Genomic DNA, 15,140 nt, shown 5'->3' on the forward strand with positions numbered 1-15,140 from the left:
TGTCGTGACCATTGCGGCTGGACCCGTTGTTCTTCGATCGATGTTCACGGCAGGGGATGCGCCCACACCGCGCACACTCCTGGACATCTTGCGCGCGAGTGCCGAACAGCACCCGAACGCGCTGGCCGTCGACGACGGCACCACCGCGCTCACGTACCGCGCGCTGATCACGGAAGTACTGGAACTCTCCGAGAAACTCGCCGCCGAGGGTGTCGGGGTCGGTGACCGCGTCGGCATTCGCGTGCCGTCCGGGACGGTCGACCTCTACGTCTCGATCCTCGCCACCCTCGCGGCGGGCGCCGCGTACGTGCCGGTCGACTTCGAGGACCCCGACGAGCGAGCAGAGCTCGTTTTCGGTGAGGCGCAAGTGAGTGCCGTGCTCGGCGAAGGACGATCCCTGGTGCTGCACGGCACTCCGCTCGGCGTTCCGGGTGAACCCGGGCTCGACAACGACGCGTGGATCATCTTCACGTCCGGTTCCACCGGCAAGCCCAAGGGCGTTGCCGTGACGCACCGCAACGCCGCGGCGTTCGTCGACGCGGAGGCGCGGCTCTTCCTGCAGGACGAGCCGATCGGCCCGGAAGACCGGGTGCTGGCGGGACTTTCCGTCGCGTTCGACGCCTCGTGCGAGGAGATGTGGCTCGCGTGGCGGTACGGCGCCTGCCTGGTGCCCGCGCCGCGTTCGTTGGTGCGCACCGGAATGGACCTCGGCCCGTGGCTGGTCGAGCAGGAGATCACCGTCGTCTCCACGGTGCCGACGCTGGCCGCGCTGTGGCCGGTCGAGGCGCTGGACGACATCCGGTTGCTGATCTTCGGCGGCGAGGCCTGCCCGCCGGAGCTGGCCGAGCGGCTCGCCGTGGACGGCCGCGAGGTCTGGAACACCTACGGCCCAACGGAAGCGACCGTGGTCGCCACCGCTGCGCAGTTGACCGGCGAAGGTCCCGTGCGCATCGGGCTGCCGCTGGACGGCTGGGAGCTCGCCGTCGTGGACGCGGCTGGCGAGGTCGTGCCGATGGGCGAGTCCGGCGAGCTGGTGATCGGTGGCGTCGGCCTGGCCCGCTACCTGGACCTCGCGAAGGACGCCGAGAAGTACGCGCCGCTGCCGTCGATGGGCTGGGACCGCGCGTACCGCAGCGGCGACATGGTCCGCGCCGAGCCGGAGGGCCTGGTGTTCCTGGGTCGCGCGGACGAGCAGATCAAGCTCGGCGGCCGGCGCATCGAACTGGGCGAGGTCGACGCCGCCCTGCTGGCGCTGGACGGCGTGGCCGGTGCGGCTGCTGCCGTGCGCACCACGCGGGGCGGCAACCAGATCCTCGTCGGCTACGTGGTGATCGACGGCGAGTTCGACCAGTCCGCTGCCGTCGAACGGTTGCGGGGCGAGCTTCCTGCCGCGCTGGTGCCGTTGATCGCGGTCGTCGACACGTTGCCCACGCGCACGTCCGGCAAGGTCGACCGCGCCGCGCTGCCGTGGCCGCTGGCGTCGATGGACACCGCCGGAGTGGTGTTCTCCGGTCTCGAAGGCTGGCTGGCCGAGCAGTGGGCGGCCGTGCTGGGTTCCGGTCCGGCTTCCGAGGACGCGGACTTCTTCGCGTCCGGCGGTAGCTCGTTGTCGGCGGCGCAGCTCGTCTCGCTGGTGCGCACGCGCTACCCGAGCACCTCGGTCTCGGACATCTACCAGAACACGACTCTGCACAAGCTGGCGCGCCGCCTGGAGTCGTACGGCAAGACGGCCGAGGTGCGCGAGGTCGCGCCGACGCCGCGCTGGACGGGCGTTCTCCAGACGCTGCTGATGATCCCGCTGGTGACCGTCTCCGGCGCGCGCTGGGTCGTTGCGCTGACGGCACTTTCGAACGTGCTGGGCTGGACTTCCGTGTCCTGGTGGTGGGTCGTCGCCGGCTGGGCGGTGTTCATCTCCCCCGCCGGTCGGCTCGCCGTCTCGGCCGGTGGCGCACGCTTCCTGCTGCGCGGCGTGAAGCCCGGCGAGTACCCGCGCGGCGGGTCTGTCCACATGCGACTGTGGACCGCCGAGATGCTGGCGCAGATGTCACGCGCCACCGAGCTTTCCGGCTCGTGGGTGACGCACTACGCGCGGGCGTTGGGCGCGAAGATCGGCCCCGGCGTCGACCTGCACTCGCTGCCGCCGGTCACCGGCATGCTGAAGGTGGGCCGCGGTGCTGCCGTCGAGCCCGAGGTGGACCTGTCCGGCTGGTGGCTGGACGGCGACCGCCTGATCCTGGGCCGCATCCGGATCGGCGCCGGCGCGACCGTGGGTGCGCGTTCGACGTTGTTCCCCGGCGCCCGCGTCGGCAAGCGCGCCGAGGTGGCGCCCGGTTCGGGTGTCGTCGGTTCCGTGCCGACGGGCCAGCGCTGGGCCGGCGTGCCCGCGATCCGCGAGGGCAAGGCGGCGCGCTCGTTCCCGTCGCGTCGCCCGTCGCGGTCGTACTTCTGGAACCTCATGTACGGCGTGTCCTCCGGCCTGCTGGGCGCGCTGCCGTTGCTGGCGGCCGCTCCTGCCGTGCTCTACGTGCTGCGCCGGCCGGTGACGCTGACGTCGGCGCTGTGGGACGTCCCGGTCGCCTCCGCGATCTGGTTCGGCTCGTACGCGTTGCTGGTGCTGGTCTCCGTGCGGCTGCTGGGCATCGGCATGCGCGAGGGCCACTACCCCGTGCACAGCCGCGTCGCGTGGCAGGCGTGGACGACCGAGCGCCTGATGAACAACGCGCGTTCGGCCCTGTTCCCGCTGTACGCCTCGCTGTTCACGCCGGTGTGGCTGCGGCTGCTGGGCATGAAGGTCGGCCGCCACGTCGAGGCGTCCACCGTGGTCGCGCTGCCGAAGATGACCCGCGTGGGCGACGGCGCGTTCCTGGCCGACGACACGATGGTCGCGACCTACGAGCTCGGCGGCGGCTGGCTGCGCATCGCCACGGCTCGCGTCGGCAAGCGCGCGTTCCTGGGCAACTCGGGCATGACCGCACCCGGTCGCAACGTCCCCAAGGGCGGGCTCGTCGGCGTGCTGTCGGCGGCTCCGAAGCGTGCCAAGGCCGGTTCGTCGTACCTGGGCATGCCGCCGATGAAGCTGCCGCGCGCGGCCGAGGTCTCGGACCAGTCGCGCACGTTCGACCCGCCCAAGCACCTCATGTGGGCACGCGCGCTGGTCGAGCTCTGCCGGTTCATCCCGGTGATGCTGAACGTCGCGCTGGTGGTGCTGGTGCTGTTCGCCCTGCGGGAGTTCGGCCTGTGGTGGTCCGGCGTCGTGCTGTTGGGCGCTGGAGTCGCCGCGTGCCTGGTGGCCGTGCTCGCCAAGTGGGCGCTGGTCGGCCGCTTCCGCGTCCGCGAATACCCGCTGTGGTCGGCGTTCGTGTGGCGCAACGAGCTGGCGGACACGTTCGTCGAGGTGCTCGCCGTGCCGTGGCTGGTCGGCTTCTCCGGCGGCACTCCGATCATGAACTGGTGGCTGCGCTCCCTGGGCGCGTCCGTCGGCCGTGGCGTGTGGTGCGAGTCGTACTGGCTGCCCGAGGCGGATCTTGTCCGGTTGGGTGCCGGTGCGTCCGTGAACCGCGGCTGCGTCGTCCAAACGCACCTGTTCCACGACCGGATCCTGCGCATGGACCGCGTCGTTCTGGGCGCCGGCGCGACCTTGGGCCCGCACGGCATCGTCCTGCCGGGAGCGTCCGTGGGCGCGAACACGACCATCGGACCCGCCTCGCTGGTCATGCGCGGAGAGGATGTACCGTCGGGAACCCGTTGGCTGGGCAACCCGATCTCCGCGTGGACATGAGCTTCTCGGTACACCACTACGCACTAGAGCTTGACTACAAGCCGCACTCCGCACGCCTCTCGGGGCGTGCGGTGCTGCAGGCTTCCTGCACGTCGCTCTCGTCGTTCTCCCTGTCCTTCGGCCCGCTGCGGATCTCGAAGGTCCTGGTGAACGGCAAGCCCGCGCGTTATGCGCACGCGGGCGGTGTTTTGAACGTGCGTACGGCCGTGCGCGGCTCGTTCTCGGTCGAGGTCCGCTACTCGGGCACGCCCGTGCCGGTGCACACGCCGGAGTGGGGCGACCTCGGCTGGGACCAGCTCACGGACGGCTCGATCGTCGCCTCGCAGCCGATCGGCGCACCGTCCTGGTTCCCGTGCCTCGACATGCCGTCCTCGAAGGCGTCGTACCACCTGGACGTGACGGCGCCGTCGCCGTACACGGTGGTGTGCAACGGAGTGCTCGTCGACGGCAAGGTGTCCGGCAGCACCACGCGCTGGACCTACTCGATGGCCGCGCCCATGGCCAGCTACCTAGCGACCGTCCAGATCGGCCAGTACGTGGAGGCGCTGCCGGACGTGTGGGCGCCCGCACGGCTGCGTCGTCTGGTCGCGCACGACTTCGGCCGGCAGAACCAGATGATCTCGTTGTTCTCGTCGCTGTTCGGGCCGTATCCGTTCGCCAGGTACTCGGTCGTGGTGACCGACGACGAGCTGGACGTTCCGGTTGAGGCGCAAGGACTGTCGACGTTCGGCGCCAACCACGTCGACGGGCGCCGCGGTTCCGAACGGTTGGTGGCGCACGAGTTGGCGCACCAGTGGTTCGGCAACTCGGTCGGAATCGCCGACTGGGAGCACATCTGGCTCAACGAGGGCTTTGCCTGCTACTCGGAGTGGCTGTGGTCCGAGGCTTCCGGTGGCCGGTCCGCTGATGCTTGCGCGGCTGGGGCGCGGGATCTGTTGTCGCGGTTGCCGCAGGACCTGGTGATCGGGCGGCCTGATCGGGCCGACTGGTTCGACGACCGGGTGTACAAGCGCGGGGCGTTGACGTTGCACGCCTTGCGTCGGGCGATGGGTGACGACTCGTTCTTCGCGTTGCTGCGCGAGTGGTGTGCGCGGAACCGGCACGGTGTGGTGACCACCGAGGACTTCCTGTCGCTGGCTGGACACCGGGATCTGCTCACGCGGTGGCTGTTCGAGCCAGCGCTGCCGATCTGACTACGCGTCGTACGGGTAGAGCTCGATTTCCGGTACCCGGAACGAGATGAAGCGCCCCTCGGGCAGCTCCGCCGTCCGGCTCGGAATCTCGACCAAGAAGATGTGCGGCCCATCCTGGCCACCACGACCGAGTTCTCGCAGACCTGCTCGACCTGGCACCGGAACCACACCACGGCTCCCGGTTCGGCGGCTCCGGCGAGAGCGGGCTCCTCCGGGGTGGCCACTGTCCACTCCTCGACTGCGGGAAGGGTGAACTCGACCGCGAAGGACCCGGCCTCGGCAGGCTCGTGTCCCTTCCAGCGACCGGACGCGGAGCCGAAGTCACCCCGGAAGAAGACGATCCCTTCCGCGGGGTCCAGCACCTTCAGCACGTCCACTCTCATGTCACCAGCTTCTCATCTGCAGTGAGCCGTTTCATGGTGTTCCCCTCCCCAGACACCGGGTACCCGGCCTCGATACGGGAGGAGGAAACGTGCTGTTCGTCGTGCTCGGCTGTTCGATCGCATTCGCGTTGCTGGTGGTGGAGGTGATTCACCGGCTGGTGCGGCGCTTCACCCACAGCGGCCGGATGTACCGGTCCGGCCAGGTGTTCGGTGGACTGCTGGCCGCGCAGATAAGCCTCAGCGTGTACCCGATCGACGCTCCCATCACCCTGCACGCGCTGGGAATCGCGCTGATCTGCGCCGGAGCTTGGTTGTTGTCGGCGTTCATCAGCACGATGGTGGACATCTCGTTGTCGCGGATCCGCACGGATGTCACGGACAACCGCCACGCGCGGCGCGTGCACACGCAGGTCGTCTTGATAAGGCGGCTGGCGCTGGTGGTCATCGGTGTGCTGGCGATCGGTGCGATTCTGATGACGTTCCCCGGCGCGCGGGCGATCGGGTCGACCGTGCTGGCGTCGGCGGCGGTCATCGGTGCGGTGGCGGCATTGGCGGCGCAGTCGTTGCTGGGCAACGTGATCTCCGGGATGCAGATCGCGTTCAGCGACGCCATCCGGCTGGACGACGTTGTGGTGGTTGAAGGTGAGTGGGGGCGGGTCGAGGACATCACGCTGACGTACGTGGTGCTGCACCTGTGGGACGACCGGCGGCTGGTGCTGCCGACCTCGTACTTCTTGAAGACTCCCTTCGAGAACTGGACCCGCACGCAGTCGGCGTTGCTGGGGACGGTGGAGCTGGATCTCGACTGGACGGTGCCGGTCGAGGCCATGCGGCAGGAGATGCGGTCCATGCTGGAGGGCAGCGACCTGTGGGACGGGCGGGTGTCCGTGCTGCAGGTGACGGCTGCAACGCAGGGGTTCGTGCGGCTCAGGGCGCTGGTCAGCGCTGCTGACGCCGGGAAGTTGTGGGACCTCAGGTGCCTGGTCCGCGAGCACCTGGTGGACTGGCTGCAGCGGCACCACAACGGAGCGTTGCCGCAGGTCAGGACGCGGGCGGTGACCGGGACCAAGCGGGTGCAGCAGGCCAGCGACCAGCACACCGACGCGCGGGTCTTCGGCGAGAGCGTGGACGGGGCGCAGCGGGAGCAAGCGTTTGCGGGCCCCAAGCCTTGACCTTGACATTGATGTCAGGTCTTACGGTCCAGCCCATGAACGTGATCCTGCACGGCGCACAGGCCGTGGCAACGGACTGGGACCAGGTCAAAGCCCTGCTGGGCCCCACCGATGTGCCGGAACGACGAGGACGCAACGGGGTGCCGCTGCCCGGCGACTACGGCCTCCGCACCGAGATCGACGACCTGCACGCGGTTCTGGACCGGCACGAGCGCCCCACGCTCATCGGGCACAGCTACGGCGGGCTGATCGCGCTGCACGCCGCGCAGGAGCGCGATGACCTCAGCGCACTCGTGCTCTACGAGCCGTCGCTCCGCATCAACAGCGCCACAGTGGAGAGCTTCCAGCACGCACTGAGGAACGGTGACCGAGACCTCGCGTTGGAGATCATCGTGACGAAGCTGGCCGGCGATCCGTCGTTCCGGGACGATGATCCGGAGCGCTGGCTGAAAGCGCAGGACATGCTCGACACGTCGTCGCGCGAGCTCACGGTGGTCGACGACTACCGCTACGAGCCACCGAAGCTGAACATCCCGGTCACGGTCATCGTCGGCGAGCACACCGACCACATCTTCGGGCCGGGTGCGCGGGACCTGGTGAAGGACACCGGCGGCACGTTCGTCACGCTCAGGGGCGAAGGCCACGTGGCGCACCTGACGAACCCGGAGCTCTTGGCCGCGACGATCCGCGAGGCATCCACCACACTGGGCTGATGAGAACCGGGGACCAGGTCGTCCAGAGCCTGCCGTGGCGATGGCGTGCGCAGGGCACGATCTTCATCATCGGCGGGCTCGGGTTTCTGTTCGACGCGTGGGACGTCACGCTCAACGCGTTCCTGATCCCGCTGGTCGCCGCCGAGTGGGGGCTCAGCCTCGGCGAACGTGGCTGGGTCGGCACGGCGAACCTCATCGGCATGGCCGTCGGGGCGTTCGCGTGGGGTGCCGTCGCGGACACCATCGGGCGCAAGAAGGCGTTCAGCCTCACGATCCTGATGTTCTCGGTGTTCACCGTGGCCGGGGCGGCGAGCCCGGACTTCGTGACGTTCTGCGTGTTCCGGTTCCTGGCGGGCGTGGGGCTCGGCGGGTGCATTCCGGTCGACTTCGCGCTGGTCGGCGAGTTCACGCCGGCCAAGGTGCGCGGCAGGGTGCTGGCGGCGATGGACGGGTTCTGGCCGCTGGGAGCCACGTTGTGCGGCCTGACCGCGGCCTTCCTCGCCGACCTCGGCAGTTGGCGGCTCCTGATGCTCACGATGGTGCTGCCCGCGTTCCTGCTGTTCTGGATCCGCCGGGGAGTGCCCGAGTCGCCGATGTTCCTCGTGGCCAAAGGCAGGCCGCAGGAAGCCGAGAAGGTGATCGACGACCTGGTCGCCAAGACCGGAGCTCCAAAAGAAGAGTGGCGGCTCCCTGAACCCCAACAGGTCCAGCGGCTCTCTCCCAGAACCATGTTCGCGCAGCTCAAGGACATCTGGCGGTTCGACCCGAAGAGAACCGGCGCGATGTGGTTGATGTTCCTCGCGGTGTTCCTGCTGTACTACGGCGCCGTCACGTGGCTGCCGAGCATCCTCAAGGCGCAGGGGTACGGCACGTACGCGGCGTTCATGGTGACGACGGGAACGGTGGCGGTGGGCATCGTCGCCGCCCTGATCAGCGCCTGGCTCGTGGACGTGTTCGGGCGGAAGTGGGTCATCGCGGTGACCGCGCCGCTCGCGTCCGTGGCCCTGGTCATGTTCGCGGTGCAGATCGAGGTCGACACGGCCGCGAAGGCGTGGATCACGCTCTACGGGATGTTGATCCAGGTCGCGATCCCCGCGCTGTACGCGTTCGCGCCCGAGCTGTACCCGACGCACCTGCGGGCCAGCGGGTTCGGCTGGGCCTCGACGATCAGCCGGATCGGGGCCGCGTTCGTGCCGGTGCTGTTCGGGGCGATCCTGTGGCCGCGCCTGGGGCTGCCGCTGACGTTCGGGGTGATCGGGGTCGTGGTGGTCGGCGGGGTGATCGTGATGATGCTCGTGATGCCGGAAACGAAGATGCAACCGCTCGCGGAGCGCGTTCCGTCCTAGACACATGAGAAGACCGCTCGCCGTCGCGTTTTGCGCGCTGGCTCTCGGAAGCTGTGGTACGAACGGGACAAAGGCCGTGCCGTACGCGGAGGTCCCGACCGTGTCTTCAGCAAAACCGGACAAGTTCCGGATCGAGCAGGCGAAACGCGACGGCCACCTCACCGTGCCACTGATGATCTCCGTGCAGCCGGGACGCGACGAGGAGGTCGAGCAGGCACTGACGAAGCTGGGCGCGACCGTCGAGTCGCGGGATCCCAGAATCGGTTACCTGCGGGCCGAGATGCCGGTCGACAAGGTGGAAGACGCGCGTCTCATCGCCGGTGTGTCCAAAGTGGATTTGGACGAGCCGCTGAGCAACAGGTTGCCAGAACCGTAGAAAGCCCCAGGATCTCGTGAATCCTGGGGCTTTCTGCGTACCAACGGCGACTAGCTGACGGACTGGACGACGACGGCACCGCGGCCGACGACGTTCTCGTCCGCCGTGCGCACCTCGAGCTCACCGCGCAGCACGCGGCCGGCACCGGGCTGGCCGAGCGGCGTGATGACACCCGACGCGGTCCAGGACGAACCGGCGGCGCGGTCGGCGTTGCTGTCCGTCACGGTCAGCGTGCCCAGACCGGCCGAGATGAAGGCGTCGAAGTAGTCGTACTGCGTGGTGCCCGCGGGCACCGCGTAGCCGTCCACCTGGACGCGCCACAGACCGGCGGCCGGGGCGTTGACGGTCACCGACTCCTCGGAGTCACCGTCCGCGGACGAACCAGCCGTCACGCACGTGCCGGACGTGCAGTTCAGCAGGAACAGGTCGAGGTCGGCACCCGCGTCGGACGTGTTGCCGATCGTCGTGGTGATCCGCGACGCGCCGGCCGGCACCTGGATGTCGAAGAACTTGGTCTCCAGGTTGGCGATCGACGGGCGGTCCGACACGGCGCTGCCGACCGGACCGGCCACGAGCCGGCCGTTGAACCCGGCCTGCGTGTTCGTGACGGTGTAGCTGCGGTTCACCGGCGTGCCCAGCGCCGCGGACGCGATGACGTCCGGGTTCGGGCTGATCGACGTGCCGAGCACGGACGCGGTCACCGAGTACGGCGCCTCAGCGGCGTCGGAGGTGCGACGCGCCTCGACCACGATCTCCCACACACCGGCCATCGGGTTGGTCACCGTGCGGCTGGTGGGCGTGCCACCGGAGCAGCCGGCACCCGCGTCCGGGTTGTAGCAGTTGGTCGAGCTGGTCACGTCGAGCGGCGTGCCCTGCGGGGTGTAGCGCAGGAAGCGGACCTGGCCCTTGCCGGCCTCGGCGCCACCGGCGGCCATGTCGACCTTCAGCGCGGTCGTGCCCTTGGGCACGTCCACGAAGAGGCTGGTCGACTGGTTGCGCGCGATCTTGCCGGACTTGGTGACCGAGAACTTGTTGGCGGCGTTGAACTTCTGCGCCGCGAACACGGTGTTCAGGGTCTGCACGTCGACGCCGGGCGTCTCGGTGTTGTCGAGCTGCAGCACGGCGCTGTGCACGCCCGCGGTCTTGGCCTTGATCTTGACCGGGAACAGCACCGGCGTGTTCAGCGGCAGGACGACCTTCGTCGGTGCGGTGAACGTACCGTCGTTGCCCTTCCAGGAGACCTTGTACGTCCCCTTGGTGCCGCCCGTGGTGCGGGTCAGCGTGTAGGTGCGGGTGTACTCCTGGCCCGCGGTCACGCCCTCGCGGTCGTGGATGCCGACACCGACGTTCGGGGTGGCGAGCAGTCCACTGAGGACGGTGCTGACCGGGACGGTCGTGGTGACCTGGTCCGGCACGGAGTGCTTGTCCAGCAACGCCCACGCGGCGCTCGTGTTGAACAGACCGGCACCCTGCTCGTAGGCACCGAGGGTGTCGACCCACTTGGCGGAGCGCTGGATCGCGTAACGCAGCTCGGCGCTGGTCGGACGCTGGCCGTCGTGCTTGGCCTTGTAGGCGCTCACGAGCAGCGCGGCGGCACCGGTCGCCTGCGGGGCGGCCATCGAGGTGCCGTTGAACATGGCGTAACCGGCCGGGAGCTCGTAGGTGCCGGCCACCGGGCCGGGTGCCTGCCAGCGCGGCGTGGTGGAGATCGCCGAACCCGGCGCGACGATGTTCGGCTTGAAGCCGCCGTCCTCACGCGGGCCGCGCGACGAGAAGCCGTGCAGGCCCTGCTTCTGCGCGGTCTTCGAGCCGTAGTTCGAGAGCCAGGTCGCGCTGCTGATGGACGAGCCGACGCTGACGGCGTCCGTGGCGACCGACGGGTCGCCGACGGTGTTCGCGCCCGCACCCGAGTTGCCCGCCGAGATGAACAGCTGGACGTTGTACTCGTTGATCGTGCGGTTGTAGAGCTCCGCACGGGCGTTGTTGCCGTCGTTGAGGGCCGGCAGACCACCGATGGAGATGTTCACGACGTCGGCGCCGTTGCGCGCGGCGTAGAGGACACCGTCGATGAGACCGGAGCTGGTGCAGGCCGGCGTGGTGAGGCAGGCCTTGATGGACATCAGCTTCGCACCCGGCGCGGCACCGGCCATCTTGCCGTCGAACAACTTGTGCGCGGCGGTGATGCCGGCGACGTGGGTGCCGTGCGCACCAGAGATGCCCAGGTTGACGTACGGCGTGCCCTGGTTGTCGTAGATCGAGCGGTCCGTCTGCACGACGAACGCGATGCGGTCGATCACCGGGGTCGCGGGGTTGTCGGCACCGAAGAAGCCGACGTCCTTCTTGACCTTGTAGTCGATCATCCGCTTGTTGTTGGTGAAGTTCGCGTCACCATCGGTGTCGACGAAGACTTCCTTCGTGGTGATGTCCTGGATGACACCGAAGGAGTCGACGCGGTCACCGTCGCGGTTGATGTCGCCGCCGACCTCGCTGTTGCCCAGGGCGAGGTCGCCCGAGGTCTCGCGGAAGAGGCCGAACGAGTAGGGGCCGCCGGTCGCGGGCGCCGTCCACTCCTTGCCACCGTTGGTGAACTTGCCGGTGACGCCGGTCTTGGTCATGGTGACCCAGGTGCCGTCGCCGGAGTTCGTGGCGTTCGCGTTGTACCAGTCGACGATCTTGCGCTCGCCGGTGCTGGTCGTCTGCAGCGCGGGCGAGTCCAGGTCGATGCCGCCGTCGATCACGGCGATCGTGGTGCCGCGGCCGTCCCACTTCGGGTGCGCGGTGGCGAACTGCGCCGCCTGCGTGTCCTGCGTCGGCATGTACGGGTTGGTGCGCGGCGTCTTCGCGTCCGGCGCCTTCTGCGGGGCCGGGTTCTCCATGCCCTGCGGGCGCGGGTCGTCGAGCGCGATGAGGCCGTCAACGTCCACCGTGTTGACGGACTTCAGCTTGGCGGCCTTCTCCGCGTTGTCGCGCGGGATGGTGACCTTGACGTAGTCGACGTCCTTCTCGGTCTGCTGGACCGTGGCGCCGAGCGTCTTCAGCTCGCTGATCGCGGCATCGGTCTTGCCGTCCTCTGCGGCGACCAGCAGGTCGACGGTCGGCTTGCCCTCACGGGCGGCCTGGTCGACGAGCTCGCGGTCCTTCTTGTCCAGCTGCTTGTCGGCGGCCGGCGCGTCCTGCTGCTGCGCTGCGTTCTGCGCGATGGCGGGGGTGGCGGCGAAGCCGAGCCCGGCGGTGCCCAACACCGCGGTCAACAAGACCGTTCCGGTGCGGCGTCTCCAGTTCTTCACGGCGCATGTGCCCTTCGTGGGGTAAAGAGTGCTCCGAAGCACATCTCTTCGCCTCGCGAGGGGCAATCGTCTTCCCGGACTATTCTTCAGCTCCACATTGGACTGTTCAGCGTCTTGTCCGGGCACGCCTTCGGTGCTGCACGTTTCTTTTTCGCCTTAGAACGAGCAGTCCTCCTCCAGTCAAGAGCTGATAGAGGGGAATGTCAAGGCCTGCGTCAACGGTGAATGCCGTTGCCGGGTAACAGGATCTGCTCAGCGGACGATGGACTGATCGCTATTTCCGCGCAGTAGCGCCAGCAATCTCGACCGCATGCGGGCAACGAGGCCCTGGCCGGTCGCGAGCGGTTTCGGCTGCGCTCCGCACGCCGGGCAGTTGCCGCGGTGTTTCGCCAGCGCCTGCCGGAGTTCCTCGATCTGACTCGCGGTCCGTTCGGGCACGGACTCCTTTTTGACCGAGAGCAGGCTCAGCTCCCTCAGCGTCTCCTTGCGGTGCTGCAACCGCACCACCGGCGCGATGGTGTGGAAGAAGATCAGGTTGCGCCGCCGGACCGGCTCGATCGTGGCGATGCTGCACCACGGGATCACCGTGCGCCCCTCGAGATCGGTCGAGACGATGCCCTCGTCGGTGAGCCGGGTGCCCATGGCGAAGCCGCGCCACGCGACGGCGCCGCCCATGACCAACCACAGGCCGCCGAACACGTAGCCGTACCAAGGGCCGTCGAGCATCGCCACCGGGCCCGCGACGGCCACGGCGGTGCCGAGCCCGCAGAGGACCCATCGCCACCTGGTGTGCATCTCCCCATCCTGTTTACCCGATTTCCGGAGCTGACTCTTCAACGCCGGCCGGGCTCGCCTCGTTGAAGACGGTTCGAGCGCGTTCCACAGGACTGGAGGCTGATCAGGCGCTACCTTGCGCCAATGGACCTCAAGCTGGTCGCCGACGAGCTCTACGGGCTGAGCCCGAAGGAGTTCACCGCGGCCCGCAACGCCGCCGCCAAACAGGCCGACGACAAGGACCTCGCGAAGGCCATCGCCGAGCTGCGCAAGCCGACCGTGGGCGCCTGGGCGGTCAACCGGCTGGTCCGGGACGCCCCTGAGGGCCTGCAGGAGGCCCTGGGGCTCTCCACGGCGCAGCTGACCATGCGCGAGCTCGGCCGCAAGCGCAAGGAGCTGCTGGAGGCCCTCGTCTACCGCACGCTGGAGCTGACCGGGCCGCTCGCGGACGACGCCGTGACGCAGGTCCGCAACACCCTCACCGCGGCGATGGCCGACCCGGAGTCCGCCGAGCAGGTGCGGGCAGGGCACCTCACGAAGGCGCTCGAGTACTCCGGGTTCGGGTTCGCGCTGCCGGTGCCGGAACCCGTCCAGGACGGCGAGGACGCGCTCGCCCGCAAGCGCAAGGAACGGCAGGAGCGCAAGCTGGCCGAGGCACAGCAGGCGCTGGACGAGGCCGAGCAGGCCCTCGGGGAGGCGCAGGCCGACCAGCTGGCGGCGCAGCGGGCGTTCGACCGGGCCGCCGAACGGCTGGAGGACGCCAAGCGGATCACGGCGGCGGCCGAGAAGGCCCGCAAGGCCGCCGAACGCAAGCTCAGCGACCTGAGCTAGAGCGGTCGAGCGGGCCCCACTCGTCGGAGTGCTGGGCGTTGACCAGCTCCTCGCAGGCCGCGAGAGCGCTTTCGGCCACCCAGGCGAGCGGTTCCAGACAACGAACCAGCGGCTCGTTGTCCGGCCCGCGCCCCACCTCTTCGCCTCGGAGCACCCACGCCCGCACGTCCGGGCCACGCAGATCCCGCAGGTGGCGGTAGTCGTACAGGCGCCGCGCCACCCACAGCTGCGCCGAGCGGTCCTCCCACCAGGGCTCGATCGCCAGCGGGCTCGCGGACAGCCCCGGCAGTTCCACACCGGTCAATGAGTCGCGCGACGACGAGGCGGCGTCCTCGTCCGGTCCCTTCGACCAGCGCACGTAGACGTCGTCACCCAGAAGGCCCACCAGTTCGGCGAGATCTGTGATCGTGGGCAGCTCAACCGTCACACCAGGTGACATACCCGGTCCGAACCTGAAGACAACCTGAAGGATTTGAGCCCGGTCACAGTGAAAGCCGACCGGAACACCACGCTCCGGTTGTACGTTCAACAATGTGGTTGGCCGCGGGCGCTCGAGCTGCTCGCCGGGGCGATCCGACACCCCCAGGTCGGAAAAGCCCTTCCGCAGGCGTCGCGTGCTCGCGCCGCGGTCAACCCGCCGTCGGCCGGCACACCGGAAACCCCCCTCACCGGTAGTGGCGGTCGGCGGCATCCGAAAGTGCGGTGACCGCCGACCTCGCCGGCCGTTTCCGGCGCCCAGCGGGGCACCTCGCGGCACCGGCCCCGCGCCCCCATGTGCCCGATATGAGGGCGCGGGGCCGGCACCACGATGTACCCACCTGGACGGCAGAAGCCAACGGGCAAGGCCGGCGGTCACCGCACTTACACGTCCAGGTTGTACTGGTCGTGCTTCGCGTAGAACGCCGCCATCTCCTCCGGCGGGAGCCCCTTGGCCTCGCCGACCTCCAGGAAGAACTTCTCCCGCGCGATGCCGGGCGAGAAGAGGATCAGCATGCGCACCGGGGCGTCGCTGTCGTTGCGGAACGCGTGCGGCCGGTTCGGCGGCACGTACAGGAAGTCGCCCTCTCCGCCCTTGATCCATTCGTCGCCGTTGTACAGCGAGATCTCGCCTTCGAGCACGTAGAACGACTCGGAGAAGGTCTTGTGGAAGTGCGGTCGGGCGCCGGGCTGGCGAGCGTCCATGCGCCACTCGAACAGGCCGAACTCGCCGTTCGTGACCGATCCCGGTGCCACGAACCGGGCGGACTTGGTGCTGAAGTCGATCTCAGAAGCCGGCCGGAAGGTCAT

General features: G+C 68.9%; 12 protein-coding genes. 7 read left to right on the forward strand and 5 right to left on the reverse strand.

The window, feature by feature from the left end:
- Positions 1–40: 40 nt before the first annotated feature.
- Complete coding sequence (locus tag DI276_RS28635) at positions 41–3,778, forward strand: Pls/PosA family non-ribosomal peptide synthetase (RefSeq protein WP_112268935.1); 3,738 nt, start codon at positions 41–43, stop codon at positions 3,776–3,778.
- Positions 3,775–4,971, forward strand: a complete 1,197-nt coding sequence (locus DI276_RS28640) for a M1 family metallopeptidase (RefSeq protein ID WP_112269295.1) — start codon at positions 3,775–3,777, stop codon at positions 4,969–4,971. The genes DI276_RS28635 and DI276_RS28640 overlap by 4 nt, the downstream gene beginning before the upstream one ends.
- On the opposite strand, the gene DI276_RS50275 is transcribed toward DI276_RS28640, so the two are convergent.
- Entirely contained in the window at positions 4,972–5,130 is a 159-nt protein-coding gene (locus tag DI276_RS50275) for a hypothetical protein (protein WP_157985010.1), read from the reverse strand.
- A 313-nt stretch (positions 5,131–5,443) separates the two neighbouring features.
- Between DI276_RS50275 and DI276_RS28645 the strand changes: the two genes are divergently transcribed.
- From DI276_RS28645 to DI276_RS28660, 4 genes are all read left to right on the forward strand, one after another.
- A complete protein-coding gene (locus tag DI276_RS28645; RefSeq protein WP_232836982.1) occupies positions 5,444–6,526 on the forward strand; it encodes a mechanosensitive ion channel family protein in 1,083 nt (360 codons plus the stop codon).
- 35 nt (positions 6,527–6,561) lie between these two features.
- Positions 6,562–7,239: an alpha/beta fold hydrolase gene (locus DI276_RS28650; protein WP_157985011.1), complete on the forward strand. Its 678-nt coding sequence runs from the start codon at positions 6,562–6,564 to the stop codon at positions 7,237–7,239.
- Complete coding sequence (locus DI276_RS28655) at positions 7,239–8,585, forward strand: MFS transporter (protein ID WP_112268939.1); 1,347 nt, start codon at positions 7,239–7,241, stop codon at positions 8,583–8,585. The genes DI276_RS28650 and DI276_RS28655 overlap by 1 nt, the downstream gene beginning before the upstream one ends.
- A gap of 100 nt (positions 8,586–8,685) precedes the next feature.
- The gene (locus DI276_RS28660; RefSeq protein WP_157985012.1) at positions 8,686–8,961 is read left to right on the forward strand and encodes a hypothetical protein; all 276 of its coding nucleotides are present in this window, start codon (positions 8,686–8,688) and stop codon (positions 8,959–8,961) included.
- A gap of 50 nt (positions 8,962–9,011) precedes the next feature.
- On the opposite strand, the gene DI276_RS28665 is transcribed toward DI276_RS28660, so the two are convergent.
- Positions 9,012–12,248, reverse strand: a complete 3,237-nt coding sequence (locus tag DI276_RS28665) for a S8 family serine peptidase (RefSeq protein WP_112268944.1) — start codon at positions 12,246–12,248, stop codon at positions 9,012–9,014.
- 252 nt (positions 12,249–12,500) lie between these two features.
- A complete protein-coding gene (locus DI276_RS28670) occupies positions 12,501–13,043 on the reverse strand; it encodes a hypothetical protein (protein ID WP_112268946.1) in 543 nt (180 codons plus the stop codon).
- Positions 13,044–13,166: 123 nt separating this feature from the next.
- Between DI276_RS28670 and DI276_RS28675 the strand changes: the two genes are divergently transcribed.
- Complete coding sequence (locus tag DI276_RS28675) at positions 13,167–13,853, forward strand: hypothetical protein (RefSeq protein WP_112268948.1); 687 nt, start codon at positions 13,167–13,169, stop codon at positions 13,851–13,853.
- On the opposite strand, the gene DI276_RS28680 is transcribed toward DI276_RS28675, so the two are convergent.
- Positions 13,837–14,280: a DUF6098 family protein gene (locus tag DI276_RS28680; protein ID WP_232836983.1), complete on the reverse strand. Its 444-nt coding sequence runs from the start codon at positions 14,278–14,280 to the stop codon at positions 13,837–13,839. The genes DI276_RS28675 and DI276_RS28680 overlap by 17 nt on opposite strands.
- A 434-nt stretch (positions 14,281–14,714) precedes the next feature.
- Positions 14,715–15,140 (reverse strand): cupin domain-containing protein, encoded by a 426-nt coding sequence (locus tag DI276_RS28685; protein WP_112268952.1) that lies wholly within the window; start codon positions 15,138–15,140, stop codon positions 14,715–14,717.

Origin of the sequence: Lentzea terrae (genome assembly GCF_003265345.1) — a bacterium.
In the GTDB taxonomy this organism is placed as follows: domain Bacteria; phylum Actinomycetota; class Actinomycetes; order Mycobacteriales; family Pseudonocardiaceae; genus Lentzea; species Lentzea terrae.

Bases quoted from the DNA above. Each gene is read 5' to 3' on its own strand.
- DI276_RS28650 (WP_157985011.1), top strand. From the start codon at position 6,562: ATGAACGTGATCCTGCACGGCGCACAGGCCGTGGCAACGGACTGGGAC.
- DI276_RS28635 (WP_112268935.1), top strand. From the start codon at position 41: ATGTTCACGGCAGGGGATGCGCCCACACCGCGCACACTCCTGGACATC.
- DI276_RS28685 (WP_112268952.1), bottom strand. From the start codon at position 15,140: ATGACCTTCCGGCCGGCTTCTGAGATCGACTTCAGCACCAAGTCCGCC.
- DI276_RS28670 (WP_112268946.1), bottom strand. From the start codon at position 13,043: ATGCACACCAGGTGGCGATGGGTCCTCTGCGGGCTCGGCACCGCCGTG.
- DI276_RS28675 (WP_112268948.1), top strand. From the start codon at position 13,167: ATGGACCTCAAGCTGGTCGCCGACGAGCTCTACGGGCTGAGCCCGAAG.
- DI276_RS28640 (WP_112269295.1), top strand. From the start codon at position 3,775: ATGAGCTTCTCGGTACACCACTACGCACTAGAGCTTGACTACAAGCCG.
- DI276_RS28655 (WP_112268939.1), top strand. From the start codon at position 7,239: ATGAGAACCGGGGACCAGGTCGTCCAGAGCCTGCCGTGGCGATGGCGT.